General features: G+C 74.6%; 23 protein-coding genes and 2 riboswitches. Of the genes, 14 read left to right on the forward strand and 9 right to left on the reverse strand.

Annotated features, from left to right (window positions below; genetic code table 11):
* Nucleotides 1-10 precede the first annotated feature (10 nt).
* Complete coding sequence (locus ACQSSQ_RS13980) at nt 11-1,729, reverse strand: histidine kinase (RefSeq protein WP_431327683.1); 1,719 nt, start codon at nt 1,727-1,729, stop codon at nt 11-13.
* A gap of 130 nt (nt 1,730-1,859) precedes the next feature.
* Here ACQSSQ_RS13980 and ACQSSQ_RS13985 point away from each other — a divergent pair, with 130 nt between their 5' ends.
* The 4 genes from ACQSSQ_RS13985 to ACQSSQ_RS14000 all read left to right on the forward strand — a co-directional run bounded on the left by ACQSSQ_RS13985 (nt 1,860) and on the right by ACQSSQ_RS14000 (nt 5,913).
* Entirely contained in the window at nt 1,860-3,308 is a 1,449-nt protein-coding gene (locus ACQSSQ_RS13985) for a TRAP transporter substrate-binding protein (protein WP_431327684.1), read from the forward strand.
* Between the two features lie 75 nt (nt 3,309-3,383).
* Nucleotides 3,384-3,749, forward strand: coding sequence for a response regulator (locus ACQSSQ_RS13990; RefSeq protein ID WP_431327685.1), 366 nt, complete (start codon nt 3,384-3,386; stop codon nt 3,747-3,749).
* The gene (locus ACQSSQ_RS13995) at nt 3,746-5,248 is read left to right on the forward strand and encodes a sensor histidine kinase (protein ID WP_431327686.1); all 1,503 of its coding nucleotides are present in this window, start codon (nt 3,746-3,748) and stop codon (nt 5,246-5,248) included. The genes ACQSSQ_RS13990 and ACQSSQ_RS13995 overlap by 4 nt, the downstream gene beginning before the upstream one ends.
* Entirely contained in the window at nt 5,245-5,913 is a 669-nt protein-coding gene (locus ACQSSQ_RS14000; RefSeq protein ID WP_431327687.1) for a LuxR C-terminal-related transcriptional regulator, read from the forward strand. Before ACQSSQ_RS13995 ends, ACQSSQ_RS14000 begins: the two co-directional genes overlap by 4 nt.
* 7 nt (nt 5,914-5,920) lie before the next feature.
* Here ACQSSQ_RS14000 and ACQSSQ_RS14005 read toward each other — a convergent pair whose 3' ends face one another.
* Together ACQSSQ_RS14005 and ACQSSQ_RS14010 are read right to left on the reverse strand one after the other, a co-directional pair.
* Nucleotides 5,921-6,574: a (2Fe-2S)-binding protein gene (locus ACQSSQ_RS14005; RefSeq protein ID WP_431327688.1), complete on the reverse strand. Its 654-nt coding sequence runs from the start codon at nt 6,572-6,574 to the stop codon at nt 5,921-5,923.
* Entirely contained in the window at nt 6,571-6,954 is a 384-nt protein-coding gene (locus ACQSSQ_RS14010; protein WP_431327689.1) for a ribosomal maturation YjgA family protein, read from the reverse strand. Before ACQSSQ_RS14010 ends, ACQSSQ_RS14005 begins: the two co-directional genes overlap by 4 nt.
* A 10-nt stretch (nt 6,955-6,964) precedes the next feature.
* Nucleotides 6,965-7,144: riboswitch (cobalamin riboswitch) on the forward strand.
* Between the two features lie 53 nt (nt 7,145-7,197).
* On the opposite strand from ACQSSQ_RS14010, the gene ACQSSQ_RS14015 reads away from it, so the two are divergent.
* The 3 genes from ACQSSQ_RS14015 to ACQSSQ_RS14025 are packed head-to-tail and all read left to right on the forward strand — an operon-like array spanning nt 7,198 to nt 10,300.
* Nucleotides 7,198-8,091, forward strand: a complete 894-nt coding sequence (locus ACQSSQ_RS14015) for a nitrite reductase (RefSeq protein WP_431327690.1) — start codon at nt 7,198-7,200, stop codon at nt 8,089-8,091.
* Nucleotides 8,088-8,750 carry a precorrin-8X methylmutase gene (locus tag ACQSSQ_RS14020; protein ID WP_431327691.1) on the forward strand — a complete coding sequence of 221 codons (663 nt, stop codon included), beginning with the start codon at nt 8,088-8,090 and terminating at the stop codon, nt 8,748-8,750. Before ACQSSQ_RS14015 ends, ACQSSQ_RS14020 begins: the two co-directional genes overlap by 4 nt.
* Nucleotides 8,747-10,300, forward strand: a complete 1,554-nt coding sequence (locus ACQSSQ_RS14025) for a precorrin-2 C(20)-methyltransferase (protein ID WP_431327692.1) — start codon at nt 8,747-8,749, stop codon at nt 10,298-10,300. Before ACQSSQ_RS14020 ends, ACQSSQ_RS14025 begins: the two co-directional genes overlap by 4 nt.
* A 3-nt stretch (nt 10,301-10,303) precedes the next feature.
* On the opposite strand, the gene ACQSSQ_RS14030 is transcribed toward ACQSSQ_RS14025, so the two are convergent.
* Nucleotides 10,304-10,894 (reverse strand): class I SAM-dependent methyltransferase, encoded by a 591-nt coding sequence (locus tag ACQSSQ_RS14030; RefSeq protein ID WP_431327693.1) that lies wholly within the window; start codon nt 10,892-10,894, stop codon nt 10,304-10,306.
* Between the two features lie 87 nt (nt 10,895-10,981).
* Between ACQSSQ_RS14030 and ACQSSQ_RS14035 the strand changes: the two genes are divergently transcribed.
* Nucleotides 10,982-11,224, forward strand: coding sequence for a hypothetical protein (locus ACQSSQ_RS14035; protein ID WP_431327694.1), 243 nt, complete (start codon nt 10,982-10,984; stop codon nt 11,222-11,224).
* A 16-nt stretch (nt 11,225-11,240) separates the two neighbouring features.
* Here ACQSSQ_RS14035 and cobM read toward each other — a convergent pair whose 3' ends face one another.
* Genes cobM through ACQSSQ_RS14050 form a run of 3 tightly spaced genes read right to left on the reverse strand, consistent with a single transcriptional unit; the run spans nt 11,241 to nt 13,745 of the window.
* The gene (cobM, locus tag ACQSSQ_RS14040; RefSeq protein WP_431327695.1) at nt 11,241-11,999 is read right to left on the reverse strand and encodes a precorrin-4 C(11)-methyltransferase; all 759 of its coding nucleotides are present in this window, start codon (nt 11,997-11,999) and stop codon (nt 11,241-11,243) included.
* Entirely contained in the window at nt 11,996-13,213 is a 1,218-nt protein-coding gene (cbiE, locus tag ACQSSQ_RS14045; RefSeq protein ID WP_431327696.1) for a precorrin-6y C5,15-methyltransferase (decarboxylating) subunit CbiE, read from the reverse strand. Before cbiE ends, cobM begins: the two co-directional genes overlap by 4 nt.
* A 16-nt stretch (nt 13,214-13,229) precedes the next feature.
* On the reverse strand, nt 13,230-13,745 hold the full coding sequence (locus tag ACQSSQ_RS14050; RefSeq protein ID WP_431327697.1) for a GNAT family N-acetyltransferase: 516 nt from the start codon (nt 13,743-13,745) through the stop codon (nt 13,230-13,232).
* A gap of 50 nt (nt 13,746-13,795) precedes the next feature.
* Nucleotides 13,796-13,936: riboswitch (cobalamin riboswitch) on the forward strand.
* A gap of 48 nt (nt 13,937-13,984) precedes the next feature.
* Between ACQSSQ_RS14050 and ACQSSQ_RS14055 the strand changes: the two genes are divergently transcribed.
* The 6 genes from ACQSSQ_RS14055 (at nt 13,985) to ACQSSQ_RS14080 (ending at nt 21,383) form a co-directional block, all read left to right on the forward strand.
* On the forward strand, nt 13,985-16,039 hold the full coding sequence (locus ACQSSQ_RS14055; RefSeq protein WP_431327698.1) for a magnesium chelatase subunit D family protein: 2,055 nt from the start codon (nt 13,985-13,987) through the stop codon (nt 16,037-16,039).
* Nucleotides 16,039-16,653, forward strand: coding sequence for a cob(I)yrinic acid a,c-diamide adenosyltransferase (gene cobO, locus ACQSSQ_RS14060; protein ID WP_431327699.1), 615 nt, complete (start codon nt 16,039-16,041; stop codon nt 16,651-16,653). Before ACQSSQ_RS14055 ends, cobO begins: the two co-directional genes overlap by 1 nt.
* Nucleotides 16,647-19,166, forward strand: coding sequence for a bifunctional hydrogenobyrinic acid a,c-diamide synthase/histidinol phosphate aminotransferase CobBC (gene cobBC, locus ACQSSQ_RS14065; RefSeq protein WP_431327700.1), 2,520 nt, complete (start codon nt 16,647-16,649; stop codon nt 19,164-19,166). Before cobO ends, cobBC begins: the two co-directional genes overlap by 7 nt.
* A gap of 136 nt (nt 19,167-19,302) precedes the next feature.
* The gene (locus tag ACQSSQ_RS14070; protein ID WP_431327701.1) at nt 19,303-19,515 is read left to right on the forward strand and encodes a CbtB domain-containing protein; all 213 of its coding nucleotides are present in this window, start codon (nt 19,303-19,305) and stop codon (nt 19,513-19,515) included.
* A gap of 87 nt (nt 19,516-19,602) precedes the next feature.
* The gene (locus tag ACQSSQ_RS14075) at nt 19,603-20,412 is read left to right on the forward strand and encodes a CbtA family protein (protein WP_431327702.1); all 810 of its coding nucleotides are present in this window, start codon (nt 19,603-19,605) and stop codon (nt 20,410-20,412) included.
* A complete protein-coding gene (locus ACQSSQ_RS14080) occupies nt 20,409-21,383 on the forward strand; it encodes a cobalamin biosynthesis protein (RefSeq protein WP_431327703.1) in 975 nt (324 codons plus the stop codon). Before ACQSSQ_RS14075 ends, ACQSSQ_RS14080 begins: the two co-directional genes overlap by 4 nt.
* Before the next feature lie 47 nt (nt 21,384-21,430).
* Here ACQSSQ_RS14080 and ACQSSQ_RS14085 read toward each other — a convergent pair whose 3' ends face one another.
* Nucleotides 21,431-22,183, reverse strand: a complete 753-nt coding sequence (locus ACQSSQ_RS14085) for a cobalt-precorrin-6A reductase (RefSeq protein WP_431327704.1) — start codon at nt 22,181-22,183, stop codon at nt 21,431-21,433.
* On the reverse strand, nt 22,180-23,679 hold the full coding sequence (locus tag ACQSSQ_RS14090) for a cobyric acid synthase (protein WP_431327705.1): 1,500 nt from the start codon (nt 23,677-23,679) through the stop codon (nt 22,180-22,182). The genes ACQSSQ_RS14085 and ACQSSQ_RS14090 overlap by 4 nt, the downstream gene beginning before the upstream one ends.
* Nucleotides 23,680-23,736: the final 57 nt, after the last annotated feature.

Below are 23,736 nucleotides of genomic sequence, written 5' to 3' on the forward strand. Positions count from 1 at the left end.
GCCGACGGCGTCACCCCAGCCGACAGCCCGGGCCTGGCGAGTCGGCCGGGCCGGGGAGCGGGAGCGTGACCTCGAACCGCGTCGCCTCGCCGTCGCTGCGGGTGCTCATCAGGCCGCCCAGCGTGACCACCCGGTCAGCGACCTCCGCCAGGTCGGGTGCTCCGCCGTCCACACGGACGCAGGCGCGGACGTCGCTGTCGGCCACGGCGATGTCGACGCGCCCCGCGCTTCGACGCGTCGCCTGCTCGACCAGCTGGTACAGCGTCGTCTCCACGACCGGATCCAGCCGATCGTCCGTCGTGCGGCCGACGACGAGCGCGCGGGTCTCGGCCAGGGACCGGACGGCCGCCGAGACGCCGGCGTCGACGAGGACCGGCGGTGCCAGACCTTGGGCCGTCGCCCGGATCTCGGCGACGAGCAGGGCAAGCTCGTGCCTGGCCTGTGTGACGGCGCGATCAGTACAGCTGCGTGCGAGGAGCTGCAGGCCGAGCGCGATGCCGACGAGCCGCTGCTGCGCTCCGTCGTGGAGGTCGCGCTCGAGCCGGCGCCGCTCTGCGTCACGCGCGGCAAGCAGCCGGACTCCCGATCGGCGGAGCGTTCGCTCCTCAGCCAGCGCCCGAGCCGTGAGGGCCTCGTGCTCGAGGCCGAGCCGAGTCTGCCGAGTCAGCGAAGCCAGCACCTCGGGAGCCGCAGGCGCACGTGGTGCGTGGACGACGACGGCGAGCGGCGCACCGTCGATGAGGACGGGGGCCAGCGTCCGGTCCTCGCCCGGGGCCACGGGCCACCCCTCGCGGTCGACGTGCGAGCCGTCGTTCAGCACGTAGAGGAGCTCCACGCTCGGGTCGCCGAGGCGCGCCGCGAAGACGTCGCGGAGCCGACCCGGCCGGTTGTCGCCGCTGAGGCCGAGCACGATCCGGTGGACGGACCGACGCGCGCGGCGGAGCATCGCGAGCTCCCACAACGCGCCTACGGCGCACGCGGCGAGGGCGAGACTCGCGGTGAGCCACAGCGTGGCCGCGACCGGATCGAGCCGCGGAAGACCCAGGACGGCGGCGACCTCTCCCGCCATGACGGTCACGAGGAAGACGACGGTGGGGGCGCGGACGGCTGAGTCGGCGGCTCGGTCCCCGTCGGACCGTCGCGCCAGGACGAGCGCGACGACCGCGACGACCAGCCAACCGGCGACGGCGATCCCGCTGGCGTCCTCCACGGCGGCGAGCGTCGCAGCGTCCGCCTGCGGCACCACCGACCACGGGTTGGTCGCGCAGTCCGTGCATCCGAGCGCTTCGGGATCGAGCAGCAGCGCCGGTGCCAGTCCGGCGCCCACGACGCACACGACGTACCCGATCGCCACCACGACCCGACTGGCGGGCCGCTCCAACCGGCCGGTCGGCCAGGCCAGCGCGGCGTGGACAAGCAGTGCAGGTGCGGCGTGCCGGAGCAGGAGCGCTGCCCCGAAAGCGACGGACGGGGCATCGGGGGTCTCCCACGCGGGAGCGAGCCACGCGAGCCCCGTCACGCCCAGCAGAGCCGCGGCGCTCCGGCGACCGCTCCCCCACGACAGGTGCGCTGCCGCGGCGAGCACGCACAACCAGGCCGTGACGATCAGGACCACTGATCCTTCTGGCGCGGATGCGGCCAGCGAGAACTGCGGGCTTCGCTCGCCTGCCACCCACGTGGCGACACCGAGCGCGAGCCCGACACCGAGCAGGCCGACCGGTGCGTGCACAGGTTCAGCGTGCACCACGACCGGGCTGAGCGGCACCGTGCCTGCACGGACACAACTTCCGGGACAGGCCGGATGTCACGGGGCAGGCTCGTTCGTAGCGTCGGTTGTGCACGAGCGAGGAGGCATGGAGATGAGCTGCCTGAGACTCACGTACGCCGCCGCTGCGCTGCTGGCGCTGACAGCGCTGTCGGCGTGCAGCGGCGCCGTGGACCGCGCCGGAGGGAGCGCGGGCGATGACGTCACGACGCTGACGTTCGCACAGCCGAACGACGGGGACCCGCCCCCGCAGCTGCAGGCCTGGGCCGACCAGGTCGACCGTCTCACCGACGGGACCGTCAAGATCGCCTTCGAGAACGGCTGGCGGGTGGGTGAGGTCGAGTACGAGGCCGGAACGCTGGAGGACGTCCAGGCCGGCGACGTCGATCTTGCGTGGGTCGGTGCGCGCGTCTTCGACCGGGTCGGTGTGACGAGCTTCCAGGCGTTGCTCGCTCCGTTGCTGGTCGACAGCCACGACCTTCAGCGCGCCGTGTTCGAGGACGGCATCCCCGAAGAGATGCTGTCCGGTGTTCAGGAGATCGACCTCACCGGGATCGGTGTCCTCCCCGGGCCGATGCGCAAGCTCCTCGGGATCGACGGCGCGTACGTCCGCCCCCAGGACTTCTCCGGCAAGGTCGTGGGTTTGCAGGACTCCGCTCTCGCCGAGGTCACCTTCCGGACGCTGGGCGCGACGGCGCGCGCGGTCCCGACGAGTGCCAGCCTCGACGGGCTCGACGCCTACGAGCAGCAGCTGGACTCGATCACCGGGAACGGCTACCAGGACGACGCGGCGGCGGTGACGGGAGATCTCAACCTCTGGCCTCGCCCGCTGGTGATCGTCGCCGGCGCGGCGGTCGCCGATCGCCTCGACGCGAGCGAGCTCGAGGCGCTCCGCGAGGCCAGCAGACTCGCCGCGACCGACGCTCTCGTCGGCTCCGCCAAGGCCGACCAGGAGAGTGCCGAGCTGGTCTGCGACACCGACCTCACGGTCGCCGCAAGCGGCGAGGCCGGCCTGGCCGCCCTCGCAGAGCGGCTGGAACCGGTCTACACCACGTTGCGAGAGGACGAGACCACCGCGGGATACCTCGAGCGGATCGAGGCGCTGAAGGAGACCACCGGGGCCGGCCCCGACGTCGCGAGCTGCGACGACGACACGGACCCGGCCGGAGCAGTTCCGAACGGGACGTACCAGGGCACGGTCACGCCCGCCGATGTCGAGAAGCACTGTGGTCCCGACTATCCGCCCGACGCCCCGCTCGGCAGCGTCCCGCCCGACGGCGTGACCCTGGAGCTCCACGTCGACGGAGAGCGGGTCGTGCAGTCGGAGTTCCCGGCGGGGGAACCGCAGAAGAAGGCCGTCGGCTGGACAGGGACGTATCGCGCCTACCGCGACACGCTCGAGCTGCTGGAGACCGGCACCACCGAGCCCTTCGCGGTGACCTGGGCCCTGGACGGCAAGCGGCTCCAGCTCAGCGACTGGCCCTTCCCAGGGTGCGACGGCGTGATCGTGTGGACGGCGCACGACTGGACGCGGGTCGACTAGCACGGTCGCCCAGGCGGTCGTCTGATCCGTGCCAGCACGGAGCAGGCGACCGCGCATCCGTGCCAGCATGACGGAGTGACGCTCACCCTCGTCATCGTCGACGACCACCCGGCGTTCCGGTCCTTCGCGCGTGCGCTGCTGGAGGCCGACGGCTTCCGCGTGGTCGGGGAGGCCGGTGATGCCGCATCGGCGTTCGCGGCGTGCGACCGCCTGCAGCCCGACGTCGTCCTGCTCGACGTCGTGCTCCCGGACGAGGATGGGTTCGCGGTCTGCAGCAGGCTCTCAGCCGCCGGCGGATCGTGCCCGAGCGTCGTGCTGACGTCGAGTCGGCCCGCGACGTCGTACGGAAGGAGTCTCACGGCCTCGGCAGCGCTGGGCTTCGTGGCGAAGGACGAGCTGAGCGGGGCCGCGCTCCGTTCGCTGCTCGGAGCGGGCACGTGAGCGCGGAGGCGCTGGTGACCGCGCTCGACCCGCTCGTCGGGGTGGTGCTTCTCGTCGGAGGCATCCTGGCCTGGCGATTTCGACCCGCGAGCCGGGTGGGGGCCTTGTTCGTGCTCACCGGGGTGTGCTGGTTCGTGGGCGCTCTCGTTCCCGCGCTCGCACTGCTCCACCGCGGCCCGCTCGTCCAGCTGTTGCTGACGTTCCCCACGGGCAGGACGCACCAGCCCCGCACCCGCGCTGCGGTGGTGCTGGGCTGGGCGCTCGCCGTCGCCGGGGTCTTTGTCGGCGGCGGCTGGCCGGAGCTCCTGCTGGCCGTCCTGCTCGGCGTCTCTGCGGTGGAGCGCACGCGCGACCTCGCCACTCCTGCCCGTCACGTCGCGGGACCCGTGATCGCGGCGATGCTCAGCGTCGCCGCGGTCCTCGTCATCTCGACCGTCAACATCCAAGGGGACCTCGACGCCGATCTCGCCGTCGTCGCCCTGTACGACGTCGTCGTCGCGGTCGTCGCAGTCGCCCTGTGCACCACGCTGCTCCGCTGGACGTGGACGGAGGACGCGCTCGTCGACCTGGTGACGGGACTGGGCGCGCAGGACGACGCGCAGCACGGTGTGGAGTCACGCCTGCGCCGCATCCTCGACGACCCCGAGCTGACCATCGGCTACTGGTCGCCCGACCGACAGGGCTATCTCGACGAGCACGGCCGACCCGTCCCCGACGCGCCTGGTGGTGGTCCCCCGCCTCTGACGGACGACGAGCGCCCGACGGCGATCCTGCTGCACGGCGTGCCCGTGGTGGACGACCCACAGCTCGTCGACGGCCTCTCCGCAGCGGCGCGCCTGGCCCATGACAACTCCGCGATGCGCCGGGAAGCCCGCAGCAGGATCGCGCGTCTGACCGAGGCGCGCCGCCGGCTCGAGGAGGCCGCCGACCTGGAGCGCGCGGCGCTGGCGCGGCGGTTGGACCTCGGTGCCCGAGGGCACCTCGACCGGGTCGACACCCTGCTCGACGAGCTGGCCGTCGACGGCCCGGACGCGGAGGCGCGGGAGACCTTGCGACACGAGCTCGCGCTCGCGCGACGGGAGCTGCAGGACCTGGCGCACGGGGTTCGACCTCGCGCGCTGGCCGAGGGCGGACTGTCCACCGCGCTGCCGGTGCTCGCCGAGCGTTCTCCCCTTCCCACCACGGTCGAGGCACCCGCCGGGAGGCTCGCACCGTCGGTCGAGGCCGGGCTCTACTTCTTCTGCGCGGAGGCGCTCGCGAACGCGGCCAAGCACTCCGGCGCCGGGCATGTCCGGGTCTCCGTACGCCGCGTCCCCGGGTTCGTGCTCGCCGAGGTCGAGGACGACGGCGTGGGCGGCGCGGACCCGGAGGGTGCCGGTCTCCGTGGGCTCTCCGACCGGATGGAGGCACTGGGCGGCCACCTTGCGGTCGGGCGCTCCGCGACGGGGGGCGTGCTGCTCCTGGCACGCGTGCCGGTCGCGACGGAGGAACCGCGATGAGGATCGCGGTGGTCGACGACGCGATGATCATCCGTGAGGGACTGACGCGACTGCTGGCCGAGTCCGGGTGCGAGGTCGTCGCCGCCGTGGCGAGCCCCGAGCGTCTCGCGCCGGTCGTCGAGGCCGACGCGCACCTCGACGCCGTCGTGGTCGACATCCGGATGCCACCGACGCACACCGACGAAGGCCTCGCTCTCGCCGCGGCGTTGCGGAGCAGGCATCCGCGACTGGGGATCCTGGTGCTGTCCCAGTACCTCGAGTCCCACTACGCCTCGCGGCTGCTCCAGGACACCCCGGAGCACACCGGCTACCTCCTCAAAGATCGCGTCAGCGAGGTCGGTGTCCTGGTCGACGCGCTCCGCAGGGTCACCGTGGGCGAGTGCGTCATCGACCCCACGATCGTCAGCCGGCTCCTCAACCGTCCGCGGCCCACGACGGCGCTCTCCCGTCTCACGACCCGCGAGCGCGAGGTGCTCTCGATGATGGCGGAGGGGCGCTCCAACCATGCGATCGCCGCTGAGCTGTGCCTCGGCGCTCGAACAGTGGAGGCTCACGTCCGCCAGATCATGCAGAAGCTCGACCTGCCGCCCTCGGCCGACGACCACCGACGCGTCCTCGCCGTCCTGAGGTACCTCCAGGACGGCAGCGCAGAAGGTCGGACATGAGTGTCGCTCAGCGGTTCGCGGGGGCGAGCACGCAGTCGCCGCAGTAGCCGCCTCCCGGGACCCGGTAGTAGAGGCAGCACGACCGTCGTACGAACCTCCCGCGGACCACGTCGCCGGTGCCGGCGAAGGGCTCGCGGTCCAGGGCGGCGACCGCGTACGAGGCGGCCGCGGGCGCGAGGTCGGGCCGGGTCGTCCGCAGCGCCGCGACCGCCCCGAACAGCGCCGACGCGGCATTGCCCCACAGGATCGTCCGCGAGAGCGTGAAGTCCTCGGCGAACCGGTCGACCCACGGGCTCAGCGGCACCGCGTCAGTCTCCCCGGGCTCGTGGCTCGACCAGTCCACCGCGAGCGGCCACGGCCCGGTCTCGAACGGACGCCACCACCACGTCGCCGGCGGCGGCAGCCGTACGCCGAGCACCGCCGCCCCGACCACGGGCGACAGCACCCGCGCGAACAGCCCGAGCGAGACCGTCGACGCTGCCACCCGCCGCTCGACCGGGGTGCCGGCGAGGCGGCCGAGGTACGCGGCCGTGAACGCGACCCGGTCCTCCAGGGCGCCCGGCTGCAGCAGGACACGGAGCGGCCGCCACCCCTCGGCACCGGGGTCGCCGGGCAACGCGTCGAGCGCGAAGTACGGACCGAGCGCGGACAGCTCCCTCACGGAGTCCTCCCGCGTCCGGCGCGGGCCAGCACCGCGCAGAGCAGCCCGCCGAGGACCGCCCCCGCGGCGTACCGCAGGAGGTCCGGCGCCCAGAACGTCGTCCCGAGCACGAGGCGGACGGGCGGCCAGTGCTCGGCCAGCGCCGCCGGGACGCCGGTCGCCTGGAAGAGCTCGAGCACGACGCACACCGCGAAGCCGACGAGCGCGGCGACAACGGGCGACGTGCGTGGCCGGAGCATCACCACGGCGAGGACGACGAGCGTCGCGTAGAGCGCGTCCCCGAGCGGCCCGCCCACTCCTGCGGGCAGGACGTCCCGTGCCAGCAGACCGGCGGCAGCCACGCCCACGAGGGCGAACGACGTCACGAGGCGAGAGCTCATCGGATCGAGATGTTAGGTTCTCCCTGCCAGTCGTACCCACCTTGGGTCAGGGAATCCGGTGAGAATCCGGAGCTGACGCGCAGCGGTGAGGGTGACGGGCGGAGCACGACGCCACTGGGCCCCGGCCCGGGAAGGCGCTCCGCACCGGACGATCCCGAGTCCGAAGACCTGCTGGCCCTCCCGGCGCTCGCCGTGAGGTCAGACCGGATCCCGCGCCTGGGTCCCCGACCTCGAAGGACCTCCGTGACCAGCTCCTCGTCGGCAGCCCCACGCTCGTACGCCGACCGCTGCCCGGGCGTCCTTCGGCCGTGGCTCGCCGACGACGGCGCGATCGTACGGGTGCGCGTGCCCGGCGGATCGGTCCGTACGACGGTGCTGGCCGTGCTGGTCGACCTGGCCGAGCGCTGGGGCGACGGGACCGTGCTGCTCACCTCGCGGGCCAACCTGCAGCTGCGCGGTCTGCCGGCGACCGACGGGTGCGTCCCGGCCGAGGTGGTCGACGCGATCGAGGCCCTCGGCCTGCTGCCGAGCTGGACGCACGAGCGGGTCCGGAACGTCGTCGCGTCCCCGTTGACCGGCCGCCACGGCGGGCTCGCCGACCTCCGTCCCGTCGTCCGCTCGCTCGACGCCGCGCTCCTCGCCGACCCCGCGCTCGCCGCCCTGCCAGGCCGGTTCCTGTTCGTGCTCGACGACGGTCGCGGCGACGTCGCGGACCGGCCGCTCGACCTCGGCCTCGTCGCGGTCGACGACGGCCATGCCCAGCTGCGGGCCGGCACCGACGTGTGGGGGCCGGTCGTCCCGCTCGACGAGGCCGCCGACGCCGTCGTGGCGCTCGCGCGCGCCTTCCTCGCGCGCCGCGGCGAGGGGGCCTCCGCGTGGTGGCACGTCGACGAGCTGCAGCGCAACGGCCGCCCGCTCCTCGCCCCGTGGCCGCGGGAGGCTCCGCACGCCGACGCGCCACCACCGCCGTACGGGCCGCTCGTCCAGGACGACGGGCGCAGCGCCCTGCACGTCGCCGTCCCCGACGGGCTGCTCACCCACGACACCTTCCGACCGCTGCGCGACACCGGTGCTCGCACGCTGGTGGTCACCCCGTGGCGCTCCGTGCTCGCCGTCGACCTCGAGGAGCCCGCATGACGCTCGCCCCGCCGACCCGCCGCTACCCGTACGAGGGGGACGGCGCCGCGATCTACGGCGACTCGTTCGCCACGATCCGGCGCGAGAGCGACCTCGCGCACGTCCCCGCGGACGCCGAGAAGGTCGCGGTCCGGATGATCCACGCCTGCGGCCAGACCGACCTCGCGCGCGACCTCGTGATCCACCCCGGCCTCGTCGCGGCAGCGCGTACGGCGCTGGAGTCCGGCGCGCCGATCCTGACCGACGCGCACATGGTCGCCTCCGGCGTCACGCGCGCCCGGCTGCCGAAGGACAACGCGGTGGTGTGCACCCTGCGCGACCCGCGCGTACCGGATCTGGCCGCCGCGTGGGCGACGACGCGGTCGGCGGCCGCGGTGTCGCTGTGGGCCGAGCGGCTGGAGGGAGCGGTGGTCGCGATCGGCAACGCGCCGACCGCGCTCTTCCACCTGCTGGAGCTCCTCGTCGACGGGGCTCCACGACCGGCGGCGATCGTCGGCGTGCCCGTCGGGTTCGTCGGGGCCGCGGAGTCGAAGGACGCCCTCGTCTCCCTGGCCGCCGACCACGGGATCGACGTCCCGCACCTGGTCGTGCGCGGGCGCCGGGGTGGCTCCGCGATGGCCGCGTCCGCCCTGAACGCCCTCGCCCAGGAGCGCGAGTGAGCGCGGCGGGCGCCAGCGGCACGGGTCGGCTGTACGGCGTGGGTCTCGGCCCCGGCGACCCGGAGCTCGTCACGCTGAAAGCAGCTCGACTCGTCGCGGCCGCTGACGTGGTCGCCTACCACCAGGGCGTCGGCAAGCGCTCGAACGCGCGCCGCATCGCCGACGCGCTGATCACGCCGGGCACCCTCGAGGAGGTGCTCGAGTATCCGGTGACGACCGGCACGACCGACCACCCGGGCGGGTACGCGGGCGCGATGGCGGACTTCTACGCCGACTGCGCGGCCCGCGTCGCGGCGCACCTCGACGCCGGGCGCGACGTCGTGGTGCTCGCGGAGGGCGACCCGCTGTTCTACGGCTCGTTCATGTACCTGCACGACCGGCTCTCCGGCGGCTACCCGACGGAGATCGTGCCGGGGGTGCCGGCGTTCGCGGCCGCGAGCGCCGCCGCGGCGACCCCGCTCGTCCGCCAGACCGACGTCCTCACCGTGCTGCCCGGCACGCTGCCCGAGGCGGAGCTCGCGCGCCGGCTCGCCGACACCGACGGCGCGATCATCATGAAGCTCGGGCGCCGCTTCCCGGCGGTCCGGTCGGCGCTCGCGCAGGCGGGCCGGCTCGACGGCGCCGTGTACGTGGAGCGGGCGTCGATGACGGAGCAGCGGTGGCTCCCGGTCGCCGAGGTGGACGCGACGACGGTCCCGTACTTCTCGCTGATCGTGGTGCCCGGGGACACACGCGAGGGCGTGCGGCGGTACGACGCGGCCACCACCGGTCGAGGAGCGGTGAGGAACGAGTCGCGTATCGAGGCCGAGCACCGTGGCCCCGCCGAGCTGCTCGTCGTCGGGCTCGGGCCCGGACCGGACGGGTGGCTGACCCCGGAGGTCTCTCACGCGCTCGCGGAGGTGGACCACGTCGTCGGCTACGCGCCGTACGTCGACCGCGTCCAGCAGCGCGAGGGGCTCCGGCGGCACGCGTCCGGCAACACGGTCGAGGTGGACCGTGCCCGGTTCGCGCTCGACCTCGCCGTCAAGGGCGAGCGCGTGGCGGTCGTCTCCGGGGGCGACGCGGGGGTGTTCGGGATGGCGTCCGCGGTGTTCGAGGCCGCGGAGGACCCGGTGTACGACGAGGTGCGGGTCCGCGTCCTGCCCGGGGTCTCGGCGGTGCAGGCGGTGGCGGCACGTGCGGGTGCGCCGGTCGGCGCGGACTTCGCGGTGATGAGCCTGTCGGACCGCCTCAAGCCGTGGTCGGTCGTGGAGCGGCGGCTGCGCGCGATCGCCGAGGCGGACCTCGTGCTCGCGGTCTACAACCCGGCCTCGCGGTCGCGGCGCGAGCAGGTCGGCCGGATGCGCGAGGTCCTGCTCGAGCACCGCGACGCCGCGACCGTGGTGGTCGTCGGACGCGACGTCGGGCGGGCCGAGGAGACGCTGACCGTGACGACGCTCGGCGCGCTGGACCCGGAGACGATCGACATGAAGTGTCTGCTGATCGTCGGCGCGTCCTCCACCCGCGTCACGCGCGGGCGCGCCTGGACGCCACGGTACGTCGAGGAGTGACGGTCACTCGGGCACGCGGAGGAGGGTGACCGCGAAGTCGGCTCCCTCCTCGTACGGCACGAGGTCCCAGGTCGCGAACCGCTGCTCGACCACGAGCCCCACGGCCGCGGCGTCGGTGTCGAGCTCGGCCGGGCCGTACGACTTGTCCGTCCGGAACCCGAGGACGATCCGTCCGCCCGGCCGGACGTGCGCGCGGAGCCGCTCGAGCACGGCGGCCTCCGACCCCGGCGCGACGAACACCATCACGTTGCCCGCACAGACGGCGAGGTCGAACGGCTCGCCGTCGAGGTCGAACGTGGCGAGGTCGCCGACCGTCCACGTGGGGCCCGGGTGGTCCTGCTCGGCGGCCGCGATCAGCTCCGGGTCGACGTCGACACCGACGACCTCGTGGCCGCGGGCGTGCAGACGTGCGCCGACGCGGCCCGGACCGCAGCCGGCGTCGAGGATCCGAGAGCCTGGCGGCACGAGCGCGTCGACGAGCCGGGCCTCACCCCCGAGGTCGGCACCCTCGCGCTCCATCGCCCGGAAGCGCTCGATGTACCACTGCGAGTGCCCGTCGGAGGTGTCGGTGAACCAGCGCGGCGTCGAGGTCATGCCTCCATCCTGCCGCGCGCGGCCGAACCACCAGTACGCTGCCGGCAGGCGACGTCACCGGGGCGACGCCGTACGACGAGGGGCACCGTGCTCGAGCAGGTGGGTCAGACCGAGGCCGCATTGATCCTGGGTGTGCTCGCTCCGTGGTTCGTGGCGGTCCTGCTCGCCGCACGTCTGCTGGTCGACCGCGTCACCGTGCTGCGGATCATCCTGCTGGTCGTGGTGGTCCTCGGCGGGTTCTGGATCGGGATCGTCTATGTCGGGGCGTACGCCCTCGTCCGCCCGCGGCGACGCCGGGAGGCTCGTCGCTCCGACACTCCCGTGGGCTGATCGCAGCCCTCGGTCGTCAGCCCCGCTTCGCGCTGCGGTCGCGCGCCGCGTCGTACAGGTACGACTCGCTCCCCCGTACGTCCTCGGCGAGCGCCCGCCCGACGAGGATGACCGCCGCCTGGCGCAGCCCCGCGGCCTCGACCTGGTCCGCGATGTCCCCGAGCGTGCCGCGCAGCACGACCTCGCGCGGCTGCGACGCGTGGGCGACCACCGCGACCGGGCAGTCCTCCCCGTACGACGCCGCGAGCTCCGCGGCCAGCGCGCGCGTCCGCGTGATCGCGAGGTGCAGCGCGAGGGTGGCGCCGGTGGCCGCGAACGCCGCGAGCGACTCGCCCTGGGGCATCGCCGTCGACCGCGCCTGCGTCCGGGTGAGCACTACCGACTGCACGACCTCGGGCACCGTCAGCTCCGCGCCGAGGACCGCGGCCGCGGCGGCGTACGCGGGCACGCCCGGCGTCACGTCCCACGGGACCCCGTGCGCGTCGAGGCGGCGGGCCTGCTCGTGCACGGCGGAGTACAACGACGGGTCGCCGGAGCAGAGCCGTACGACCGCGAGCCCGGCCGCGTGCGCATCGACGAGCTCGGCGGTGATCCGGTCCAGGTCGAGGTCCTGGGTGTCGACCAGGCGGACGCCCTCGCGGCAGTGCGAGAGCACCTCGTCGTCGAGGTACGTGCCGGCGTAGACGACGACGTCGGCGCCCTCGAGCAGCCGCACGGCGCGCACGGTCAGCAGGTCGGCGGCGCCCGGTCCGGCGCCGACGAAGTGGACGGTCATGCGGCTCCTCCGCTCTTCGTGACGGCCCACTGGACGACGGCCCGCGACGGCGTCCACCCGGTGAAGCCGCCGATCGGCGCCGCGTGCTCGACCTGGAGCCGGGCCAGCTCGCCGCCTCGCTCGTCGTACCAGCGTGCGAGCACCGACTCGGTCTCCAGCGTCACGCCGTGCACGACGAGCCGGCCCCCGTCGCCGAGCGCGTCCCAGCACGCGTCGAGCACTCCCTCGCCGGTCGCCCCACCGCCGACGAAGACGGCATCGGGTCGCGGGAGCCCGGCGAGCGCGTCCGGCGCCCGTCCCTCGACGACCTCGAGCCCGGGGACGCCGAGCCGGGCCGCGTTGCGTCGGATCCGCTCGGCCCGGCCGGGGTCGCGCTCGACGGCCACCGCCTGCGCGGACGGGTGCACCCGCATCCACTCGATCCCGACCGACCCTGCTCCGGCCCCGACGTCCCAGAGCAGCGCGCCCGGGAGCGGCACGAGCCGCGCGATCGCCGAGGCGCGGAGGTCGCGCTTGGTCAGCTGACCGTCGTGCTCGAACGCCTCGTCGGGCAGTCCCCCGACGACGGCGAGCGGGGGCACGGACGGCTGCGCGCACTCCACCGCCAGCACGTGGAGCCCAGGCACGGTGCGGTCGCCCCACGCGGCCGCGGTGTCCTGGGTACGCGACTCCGCACCGGTGCCGAGGTCTCCGAGCACGGTCAGCACCGAGTCCGCGTACCCGGCCTCGACCAGCAGCGACGCGACGGCCGTCGGCGTCGACTCGTCGGAGGACAGCACGAGGATGCGCCGCCCCGGCGCGAGGGCGCGGAGCACGAGGTGCGGGTCGCGGCCGACCAGCGTGACGACCTCCGTCTCCTCGGCCGACCAGCGCATCCGCGCGCGGGCCAGCGTCACCGACGAGACGGCAGGGACGACCGCGACGGACGCCTCGCCGTACAACCGCACGAGCGTCGTCCCGATGCCCGACAGCAGCGGATCGCCCGACGCGAGCACCACCACGTCGCCGTGCGCCACGTCCTCGAGGAACGACCGGAGCCGTCCGCGCAGCGGCGACGGCCACGCGTGCCGGCGCTGGCGCGGCACCGGCGGGAGCAGGCCGAGGTGACGCTCGCCGCCCACCACGACGTCGGCGGTGCGGACGCGCTCACGCACGGGCTCGGGCAGTCCGTCCCACCCGTCGGCGCCGATGCCGATCACGCACAACCTGGTCATGGCTGGTCACGGTACGTCACGGCTGCGGGGGTCCCGGCGACGGATCCACGTCCTTCACGTAGCGGCGGCACGGCACGCCGAACCGCCCTCCGGCCACCTCGGCCTCGTACGTGAAGCCCCCGTCGTCGGCCCATCCCGACCGCTCGTAGAACCGCCGGGCCCGCGCGTTGCCGGGAGCCACCGCGAGCCACGCGCGGGCGTGACCACCCTCGGCGACCCGCCGCTCGGCCGCCGCGAGCAGCGTCGGCGCCACGCCTGCACCCCGGAACGCCCGGTCGACGTAGACCTGCTCGACCTCGTCGCCGAGCACGATGACGAAGCCCGCCACGGCGCCGTCGACGACGGCGACGGTCGTGTCACCGACCCGCGCCAGCGACCGTTCCTCGAAGGACGCGCGGGTCCGTGCGGCCACCAGCGCGTCGGGGACCTGGCCGAGGTGGCCGTCACCCCAGCCCTCGTGCCAGATCGCGGCGACGGCGGCCGCGTCCTCCGGACGGGCGGGGCGGAGCTCGGGACTCGCAGCGGGGCTCATGGACGCCAGGCTAGTCACCCGTGGCGGCGCCCCTTCCGACCTCGGTTAGTCTGGCGGCCCAGGCTCGAGGTGCCCCTCGCGGGGAGAATCGGGAAGCCGGTGAGAGTCCGGCACAGGCCCGCTGCGGTGACCGCGGGGCGAGAGATCGCCACCACGGAAGTCCGAAGACCGGCCTCGCGCCTCTCGGTGACCGCAATCCCGCGGCCACCGACCGTTGGCACAGAGCGCGGGAGCCCCTCATGCCACAGCAGTACCCGTTCAGTGCTGTCGTCGGATCCGACGACATGGTGCTGGCCCTGGTCCTCACCACCATCTCCCCCGGCGTCGGCGGCGTGCTCGTGCGCGGCGAGAAGGGCACGGCGAAGTCCACCGCCGTACGCGCCCTGGCCGCCGTGCTGCCTCCGATCGAGGTCGTCGCGGGCGACCGGTTCTCGTCGGACCCGCGCGAGCCCGCACCCCTGTCGCCGGACGGGCCGTTCGAGGCCGACGCCGCGACCGAGACGCGACCGGTGCGTCTCGTCGAGCTCCCCGTCGGGGCGACCGAGGACCGCGTGCTCGGCTCGATCGACCTGCAGAAGGCGCTCGGCGAGGGGACCGCCGCGTACGAGCCCGGGCTGCTCGCGCGGGCGCACCGCGGGCTCCTCTACGTCGACGAGGTGAACCTGCTGCACGACCACCTGGTCGACGTGCTGCTCGACGCCGCGGCGATGGGGCGCGTGACCGTCGAGCGCGACGGGGTCTCCGTCGAGCACGCGGCGCGCTTCGTGCTCGTCGGCACGATGAACCCCGAGGAGGGCGAGCTCCGCCCGCAGCTCCTGGACCGCTTCGGGCTGACCGTCGAGGTCGCCGCTCCCCGCGACCCTGCAGCTCGGGTCGAGGTCGTACGGCGGAGGCTGGCGTTCGACGCCGACCCCGCGGGGTTCGCGGCCGGGTACGCCGAGGCCGAGGCCGCGCTCACGGGCCGGATCCGTGCCGCCCAGGAACGCGTCGACACCGTCGTGCTCGACGACGCCGCGCTGCTGGCGATCGCCGAGCTGTGCGCCGCGTTCGACGTCGACGGGATGCGCGCCGACATCGTCACGGCGCGTACGGCGGTGGCGCACGCCGCCTGGCAGGGCCAGGATCGCGTGACGACGGAGGACATCCGGGTGGCCGCCCGGTTGGCACTGCCGCACCGGCGTCGACGCAACCCGTTCGACGCGCCGGGGCTCGACGAGGACCTGCTGGACGAGGTGCTGGGCGACGAGCCGGAGGGGCCGGACGACGGCGGGCCTGGCGGTGGCGGTGGGGGCGGGGGTCTCGATACGCCCTCGCCCAGCGGCTCGGACTACTCGACCACCGGGGCGGACGAGGGTCCCGATGGTCGAGTAGGTCGGAGCGCTGGCGGAGACCGTATCGAGACCCCCGACACAGACGAGGATCCCGATGGTCGAGTAGGTCGGAGCGCTGGCGGAGACCGTACCGAGACCCCCGGCACCCCGTACCGCGCCCGCCTGTTCTCCGTCGCCGGCACCGGCACCGGCGACGCGGGCCGCCGCTCGCGCGCGATCACCCGCACCGGCCGCCAGATCGGGTCGCGCAGCCCCGACGGCGAACCCGGCAGCATCCACCTCCCCGACACGATCCGCGCCGCCGCGCCGTACCAGCACCGCCGCGCGCGCCGCGGCCCCGCGCTGGCCCTGGAGGCGGCCGACCTCCGCCTGGCGGTGAAGGAGGGACGCGAGTCCAACCTCGTGCTGCTGTGCGTCGACGCGTCCGGGTCGATGGCGGCGCGGCGGCGGATGGAGCAGGTGAAGACGGCGGTGCTGTCCCTCCTGCTCGACGCCTACCAGCGACGCGACAAGGTCGGGCTGGTGACGTTCCGTGGCCACGAGGCGACGGTCGCGCTGCCGCCGACGTCGTCGGTCGAGATCGCAGCGCGCCGGCTCGAGGAGCTGCCGGCGGGAGGGCGTACACCGCTGGCCGAGGGTCTGCTCCGCGCCGCGGAGGTGCTCCGCGTCGAGCGCCTCCGCGACCCGCGTCGCCGTGCGCTCCTGGTCGTCGTCACCGACGGCCGGGCGACCGCGGGGCCCGGCGCGCGCGCACGCGCCGCCCAGGCCGCGTCCCACCTCGCCGGCACCGGCCTGGCCAGCGTGGTCGTCGACTGCGAGACCGGCCGCTTCACGATGGGACTGGCCCGCGAGCTCGCGAACGACCTGGGCGCCGAGTACGTGCCGCTGGGCGAGGTCACCGCCGACGGTCTGACCGACGTGGTGCGATCACGTCGGACCGGGCCGCGCGAGGAGGTGGCCTGATGCCGCAGGGACAGCCGACCGCCGTCCCCGACGACGGCCTCACCACCCGCCAGCGCCGCAACCGCCCGGTCCTGGCCGTCCACACCGGCGACGGCAAGGGGAAGTCGACCGCTGCGTTCGGGCTCGCGATGCGTGGCTGGAACCAGGGCTGGGACATCGGGGTCTTCCAGTTCGTGAAGTCCGCGAAGTGGCGCATCGGCGAGCAGACCGTCCTCGAGACCCTCGGCGAGCTGCACGCGACCACCGGGCAGGGCGGCCCCGTCGAGTGGCACAAGATGGGCGCCGGGTGGTCCTGGACCCGCAAGGCCGGCAGCGAGGACGACCACGCGCTGGCCGCCGCGGACGGATGGGCGGAGATCAAGCGCCGCCTGGCCGCCGAGCGGCACGACCTGTACGTCCTCGACGAGTTCACCTACCCGATGGCGTGGGGCTGGGTGGACGTCGACGACGTGGTCGAGACCCTCCGTGACCGCCCGGGACGCCAGCACGTGGTGGTCACCGGCCGTCGCGCCGACCCCCGGCTCGTCGACGTCGCGGACCTCGTCACGGATATGACGAAGGTCAAGCACCCGATGGACGCGGGCCAGAAGGGTCAGCGAGGGATCGAGTGGTAGCGCCGTCGTCCGGCTCGGCGCTCCCACGCGTACTGATCGCCGCTCCGGCGTCCGGGCACGGCAAGACCACCGTCGCCACCGGCCTCATGGCCGCACTGAGCCGGGCCGGGCACGAGGTCAGCGGCCACAAGGTCGGCCCCGACTACATCGACCCCGGCTACCACGCGCTCGCGACCGGCCGCGCCGGACGGAACCTCGACCCGTTCCTCGTCGGCGAGGAGCGCATCGCCCCGCTCCTGCTGCACGGTGCCGGCCCGGTGGGCGGACGCCCCGCCGCCGGGCTCGCGGTGATCGAGGGCGTGATGGGCCTGTACGACGGTCAGCTCGGCGCCGACGGGTTCTCCTCGACCGCGCACGTCGCCGCACTCACGCGTACGCCGGTGGTCCTGGTCCTCGACGTCTCCCACGCCTCGCGCACGATCGGCGCGGTGGTCCACGGGCTCGTCTCGTACGACCCCAGCGTCGCGGTCGCCGGTGTGATCCTCAACAAGGCGGGGTCGGCTCGTCACGCCGAGGAGGTACGCCGCGCGATCCGCGACGTCCCCGTGCTCGGCGTGCTGCACCGCGACGCAGGGATCGAGGCGCCGTCGCGGCACCTCGGCCTCGTACCCGCGGCCGAGCGCGAGGAGGCGGCGCACACCCTCGACGTTCTCGCCGCGCGGATCGCCGAGGCCGTCGACCTCGATGCCGTCCTCCGGATCGCCGACAGCGCCGTCCCGCTCGAGGCCGAGCCGTGGCGTGCCTCGGACCACGTCGCGGCACCGCCGACCGCCCACGGCCCGCGCCCCGTCGTGGCGATGGCCGGCGGACGCGCGTTCACCTTCCGCTACGCCGAGACGGAGGAGCTGCTGCGGGCGGCGGGCTGCGACGTCGTGGCGTTCGACCCCCTTGAGGACGCCGCGCTGCCCGACGGCACCGCAGGGATCTACCTCGGCGGAGGGTTCCCCGAGGTGCATGCCGCCGACCTCGCCGCGAACCAGCCGCTGCGCTCCGCGCTGGCTGCGGCCGTCGCCGACGGCGTACCCACCGTCGCCGAGTGCGCCGGGCTCCTCTACCTCTGCCGCAGCGTCGACGACGTGCCGATGGTCGGCACCCTGGACGCGGCCGCGACGATGACGCCCCGCCTGACGCTCGGCTACCGGACGGCGACCGCGCCGGCGGGCACGCTCCTCGGGCCGGCGGGGACCACGGTGACCGCGCACGAGTTCCACCGCACGACCGTCGCGCCGGGCGCCGGGGCGGTCGCGGCGTGGCAGGTCGGGGACCGTGCGGTCGGCTTCGCCAGTCCGACCGTCCACGCGTCGTACCTGCACACCCACTGGGCCGGGTACCCCGCGCTCGCCCAGGCGTTCACCGACGCGGTCCACCGCCGTACCGCCCCGACCACCGCTGCCCCGGCCCCGGCCCCCTCCACCCAGCCCCGCGTTGGTGCCTCAGTGGTCACCGGGATCGCGGCGGTGACCACGGAAGCACCGACGCGAGGGCCCGACCTGCGCCACCACGGCGACGCCGAGGTCCGCGACGGCGACTTCGTCGACCTCGCCGTCAACGTCTGGGACGGACCGCGCCCGGCCTGGCTCGACGCCGCGCTGCGGTCGAGCCTGGAGGACCTGCACCGCTACCCGGACGCGAGCCGCGCCGAGGCAGCGCTCGCGCAACGCCACGGCCGCGCCCCCGACGACGTGCTCGCGACCGCGGGAGCAGCCGAGGCGTTCGGCCTCGTCGCCCGGCTGCGACCGTGGCGCCGCCCGGTCGTGGTCCACCCGCAGTTCACCGAGCCCGACGTCGCGCTCGCCGAGGCCGGCCACCAGGTAACCCACGTCCTGCTCGACGCCGACGGCGGGTTCCGCCTCGACCCGGCACTGGTGCCGGACGACGCCGACCTCGTGGTGGTCGGCAACCCGACGAACCCCACGAGCCGCCTCCACCCCGCTGCGACGGTCCGCGACCTCACCAGACCAGGGCGGCTCGTCGTGGTGGACGAGGCGTTCATGGACTTCGTCCCCGGCGAGACCGCGTCGCTGGCCGGCGCCCGGACGCCCGGTGTGCTCGTCGTCCGCAGCCTGACCAAGCTCTGGTCGATCCCCGGTGTGCGCGCCGGCTACGTCCTCGGCGAGCCCGACGTCGTCGCTGCGCTCCGGGCTGCGCAGGCGCCGTGGTCGGTGTCGACGACGGCGGCCGCGGCGACGGTCGCGTGCGCGACGGACGAGGCTGCGGCCGAGGCCGAGCAGCGTGCCGCCACCACCGCGGCGTACCGGCGGGTCCTCCTCGAGGGCCTTGCCGACCTCGGCATCCCGTACGTCGGCGATCCCGCAGGTCCGTTCGTCCTCGCCTGCCCCGGTGACGGGGTGCGCGAGCGCCTCCGCGCCGAGGGCTTCGCCGTACGCCGCTGCGACACGTTCCCAGGGCTCGGCGCCGACTGGGTCCGCATCGCCGTGCGCCCACCCGCGACGACGGAGGGGCTGTTGTCCACGCTTCGCGCCGTGCTGCGCGAGCGGGCCGGCGTCCGATAGTCTCCTCCTACCCACGACCGAGGAAGCCGGTGAGATTCCGGCGCAGTCGCGCTACTGTGACGCCCCCAGGGGCGGAGCCAGACCCGACGTCGTGGCCGATCCAACGACAAGGGACGCCGTATCCCTAGGAGGAATCGTGAGCCAGCACGTCGCTGCCACCCCTGTCACCACCGTCCCCGCGATCTCGGTCCGCGAGCTCGCGCCGTGGGCACTTCTGTTCGGGCTCCTTGCGCTGCTCGTCATCTTCTTCGTCAGCGCCGACCAGGGAGCGGTCTCGATCCCGGCAGGCAACGCCGTCCACGAGTGGGTCCACGACGGACGCCACCTCATGGGCTTCCCCTGCCACTGACCGCCTGAGCCATCCGGACCCGCAGCGCCTCCTAGGCGTTGGCGGGAGCCCGCGCGACCCCGCGCGGCCTGACCCGAACGGAATCCCGTGAACCCTCGTACCTTCCTCGTCCACGGCCTCCTGGCCGGACTCGTGGCGGCCGTCGCCGCCTTCGTCGTCGCCTACACCGTCGGCGAGCCCCAGATCGACGCCGCGATCGACCTGGAGGAGGCCGCCTCGGCGACTGCCGACCACGACCACGCCGACCACGACCACGGCGACGAGGCCGGGGCAGGCGGTCACACCCACGCGCACGGGGACGGCGGCACCTCGGTCTCCCGTGCGAACCAGTCCACGTTCGGCCTCGCCACGGCGATCCTCGCGCTGTCGCTCGCGTACGGCGGCGTCCTCGGGCTCGTCGCGGCGTTCGCCGCCGGCCGCCTCGGGCGCCTGAGCGCCGCGGGTAGTACGGCGGTGGTGTCGCTGGTCGCCTTCGTCGCGTACGCGCTCGTGCCGTTCCTCAAGTACCCCGCGACTCCCCCCGCGGTGGGAGACGGTGACACGATCGGCGAGCGGACGGCGCTCTACTTCGGCTTCGTTCTCGTCTCCGTGGTCGTCGCCGTCGCCGCGGTGGTGCTCGCCGTGACGCTCGTGCCGCGGCTCGGCGGGTACGCGGCGGTCGTCGCCGGCACCGCGGCGTACATCGCCGCGATGGTGGTCGCCGGGCACCTCTTCGCGACCGTCAACGAGGTCGGCGACTTCCCGGCGGACGTGCTGTGGTTCTTCCGCCGCGACGCCCTCCTCACCGTCGCCACGACGTGGGGCGTCCTCGGCGTGGTCCTCACGGGACTCGTGCGGCGTGCGCAGAACCAGCAGGCGGTGGCCGCCGCTCGGCGCGAGGCGGCCCTGGCGCTGTGACCGGACGCCGTGCTCGCGCGCTGTCGGCTCGTGCCGTCGGCCTCGCGGCGGGGTTCGCCCTCGACCGGGTGCTCGGCGAGCCTGCTCGCCGGCACCCGGTCGCGGGGTTCGGGAAGCTCGCGGGCGCACTGGAGCGCCGCTCCTACGCCGACCGGCGCGGCGTCGGCGTCGCGTACACCGCGGTCCTCGTCGGCGGCGCGGTCGGCGTAGGACTCGCGCTCGAGGCAGCGACCCGCCGAGGACCGGTCGCGCGGGCGGCGGTGACGGCCGTCGCGACCTGGGCCGTGCTCGGCGCGCGATCCCTCGAGCGCGAGGCACTCGCCGTGGCGGCACACCTCGACCGCGGGGACCTTCCCGCCGCTAGGAAACGCCTGACGCACCTCGTCGGCCGCGACACGACCCAGCTGGACGCGTCCGAGATCAGCCGCGCGGTCGTCGAGTCCGTCGCGGAGAACACCAGCGACGCGGTCGTCGCGCCGCTGGTCTGGGGCGCGGTCGCGGGGGTGCCGGGACTGCTGGGCTATCGCGCCGCGAACACGCTGGACGCGATGGTCGGGCACCGCAGTGCGCGGTACGCACGGTTCGGCTGGGCCTCGGCGCGGCTCGACGACCTGCTCAACGTCCCGGGATCACGGTTGTCGGCCGCGCTCGCCGCCGCGCTCGCCCCGGCCGTGGGCGGCAGGCCGGCCGACGCCGTACGGGCGTGGCGCCGCGATGCCGCAGGGCACCCGAGCCCGAACGCCGGGCCAGTCGAGGCGGCGTTCGCCGGGGCGCTCGGGATCCGGCTCGGCGGGGTCAACCGCTACGGCGACCGCGTCGAGAACCGTCACGTGCTCGGCGACGGGCGGGCGGTCGAGGGCGCCGACGTCGCACGGGCGGCGCGGCTCGCACGCCTGGTCGACCTGGCCGCCTGCGCGACCGCCTGCGCCTTCGCCGCCGCCTCCGCCCGTGCACGCGACCACGTCGACTGACGATTCGGGCCGCAGACGCGCGATCGGCGTCGTCTCGGCGAGAATCGTCAGTCCCGCTGGTCGAGCCGCTCGCCGACCCAGGCGGCAGCGGCGTGCGCATCGCCGACGGTCGTGACGTCGCAGGACGCCGACCGCCGCCGGACGACGACGACCGCGATCCCCAGCTCGTCCGCCGCCGCCATCTTGGGCCACGTGTAGCGCCCCCCGGAGTCCTTGGTGACGAGGACGTCGATGCCCCGATCGCCCAGCAGCGCCCGCTCACCGTCGAGGTCGTACGGCCCGCGGTCGAGGCGGACCTCCCAGGCGTCGGGCAACGCGATCTCGGGCGGGTCGACGACGCGCACGAGCGCACGGTGGTCGCGAAGCGGCCCGACGAACCGGTCCAGCCGCTGGCGTCCGACGGTGAGGAACGGCCGCACGCCGCGCTCGGCCGTCGCCCGCGCAGCGGCGTCGTGGTCGTCGACCCAGATCCAGCGGTCGGCGCCGGGAGCCTCGGCCCAGCCGGGTCGTTCCAGGCGCAGCAGCGGCACCGCGTCGGCGGCGCAGGCGGCGGCCGCGTTCGCGGAGATGCCCTCCGCGAACGGGTGCGTCGCGTCGACGACCGCCCCCACGCCGCGGTCGCGCAGATAGCGACGCAGCCCGTCGACGCCCCCGAAGCCGCCGACCCGGACCTCGCCCACCGGCAGTCGCGGACGTGCGACCCGACCGGCGAGCGAGGACACGACGGCAGTTCCGTCCGCGTCGAGGAGTGCCGCGAGCTCGCGCGCCTCGGCGGTCCCGCCGAGCACGAGGACGCTCACGCCGTACCGGCCGGAGGGACGATCGGAAGGATCAGCGGCGCGCCGTGCTCGACGAGGTCGAGGAGCGCGTCGACGTCGAGGTGCTGCTCGAGCAGGTCCGCGAGCAGGTCGAGCCGGGCCCCGCGCGCGGCGGCGAACCGGACGTCCGACGGCTGCCAGGAGCGGCCCGTGACCGCGGCGACCTCCGAGAGCAGCGCGGTACGCAGCTCGTCCGCCTCCAGGCTGCCGTGCCACATCGTCCCGAAGACCGCTCCCCGGCGGGCACCGCCGAGGAAGTCCTCGTCGTCGCCGCGGGCGATGCGACCGTGGTGGATCTCGTATCCGTGCGCCGGGGCCCCGAGGGCCGTCCCCGTCGGCAGCCGCAGCACCTTGTCGGGGGCGAACGTCGTCGTGACGTCGAGCAGCCCGAGCCCGTCCGCGACGGCACCGGCCTGCCCCTCCACGCCCTCCGGGTCGGCGATCGTCCGGCCGAGGATCTGGAAGCCGCCGCAGATGCCGAGCACCGGCCTCCCCGCCCGTGCGTGCGCGACGACCGCGGCGTCGAGACCCCGCTCGCGCATCCAGGCGAGGTCGGCGAGCGTCGCCCGGGTGCCCGGGACGACGACCAGGTCCGCCTCGGCGACGCGGCGCGGGTCGCTCACGAACGTCACGTCGACACCCGGCTCCAGACCGAGCGCGTCGACGTCGGTGAAGTTGCTGATCCGCGGCAGCCGGACGACGGCGACGCGCAGGAGGTCCGCAGTCTCGGCACGTCTCCCGTCGACGTCCATGCCGTCCTCGGAGTCGAGCCACACGTGCGGGCTCCACGGCACGACGCCGAGCACGGGACGACCGGTGACGCGGCTGATCGCCTCGTTCGCGGGCGCGAGGAGCGACTCGTCGCCGCGGAACTTGTTGATCACGAACCCCGAGACCAGCGCCTGGTCCGCCGGCGAGAGCAGGGCGACCGTGCCGTGCAGCGCCGCGTACACGCCGCCGCGGTCGATGTCGCCGACCACCACCACCGGCATGGAGGCGTAGCGCGCGAGACCCATGTTGACGTAGTCGCTGCTGCGCAGGTTGATCTCCGTTGGGCTGCCCGCGCCCTCGCAGACGACCACGTCGAAGCGGGCCGCCAGGTCGTCGTACGCGGCGAACGCGGCCTCGGCCAGGCGCTCGCGCCCGCGGGTGAAGTCGCGCGCGTCGAGCGTCCCACCGGGTCGCCCCATGACCACGACGTGGCTGCGCCGGTCGCCCCCGGGCTTGAGGAGCACGGGGTTCATCGCCGGCTCGGGGACGGCGCCCGCGGCGACCGCCTGGATCCACTGGGCCCGCCCGATCTCGGCGCCCTGTCCGTCGGCTCCCGTGACGACCATCGAGTTGTTGGACATGTTCTGGGCCTTGTACGGCGCCACCTTCACGCCCCGCCGCGCGAGGAGGCGGCACAGGCCGGTCGTCACGACGGACTTGCCCGCATCGGACGTCGTGCCGGCGATCATCAGCGAGCGGGCGGTCATGAGGTCCAGCGTAGGAAGGCACGGCGCGACCGCACGCGGTGGGCCGCGCCTAGGATC

It is taken from the genome of Mumia spirodelae, assembly GCF_050632745.1.
GTDB lineage: Bacteria > Actinomycetota > Actinomycetes > Propionibacteriales > Nocardioidaceae > Mumia.

Coding starts and splice junctions, on each gene's coding strand:
- ACQSSQ_RS14010 (WP_431327689.1), bottom strand. CDS start 6,954: ATGAGCTCTCGCCTCGTGACGTCGTTCGCCCTCGTGGGCGTGGCTGCC.
- ACQSSQ_RS14000 (WP_431327687.1), top strand. CDS start 5,245: ATGAGGATCGCGGTGGTCGACGACGCGATGATCATCCGTGAGGGACTG.
- cbiE (WP_431327696.1), bottom strand. CDS start 13,213: ATGACCAGGTTGTGCGTGATCGGCATCGGCGCCGACGGGTGGGACGGA.
- cobO (WP_431327699.1), top strand. CDS start 16,039: ATGCCGCAGGGACAGCCGACCGCCGTCCCCGACGACGGCCTCACCACC.
- ACQSSQ_RS14020 (WP_431327691.1), top strand. CDS start 8,088: ATGACGCTCGCCCCGCCGACCCGCCGCTACCCGTACGAGGGGGACGGC.
- cobM (WP_431327695.1), bottom strand. CDS start 11,999: ATGACCGTCCACTTCGTCGGCGCCGGACCGGGCGCCGCCGACCTGCTG.
- ACQSSQ_RS14055 (WP_431327698.1), top strand. CDS start 13,985: ATGCCACAGCAGTACCCGTTCAGTGCTGTCGTCGGATCCGACGACATG.
- ACQSSQ_RS14090 (WP_431327705.1), bottom strand. CDS start 23,679: ATGACCGCCCGCTCGCTGATGATCGCCGGCACGACGTCCGATGCGGGC.
- ACQSSQ_RS13985 (WP_431327684.1), top strand. CDS start 1,860: ATGAGCTGCCTGAGACTCACGTACGCCGCCGCTGCGCTGCTGGCGCTG.
- ACQSSQ_RS14030 (WP_431327693.1), bottom strand. CDS start 10,894: ATGACCTCGACGCCGCGCTGGTTCACCGACACCTCCGACGGGCACTCG.
- ACQSSQ_RS14050 (WP_431327697.1), bottom strand. CDS start 13,745: ATGAGCCCCGCTGCGAGTCCCGAGCTCCGCCCCGCCCGTCCGGAGGAC.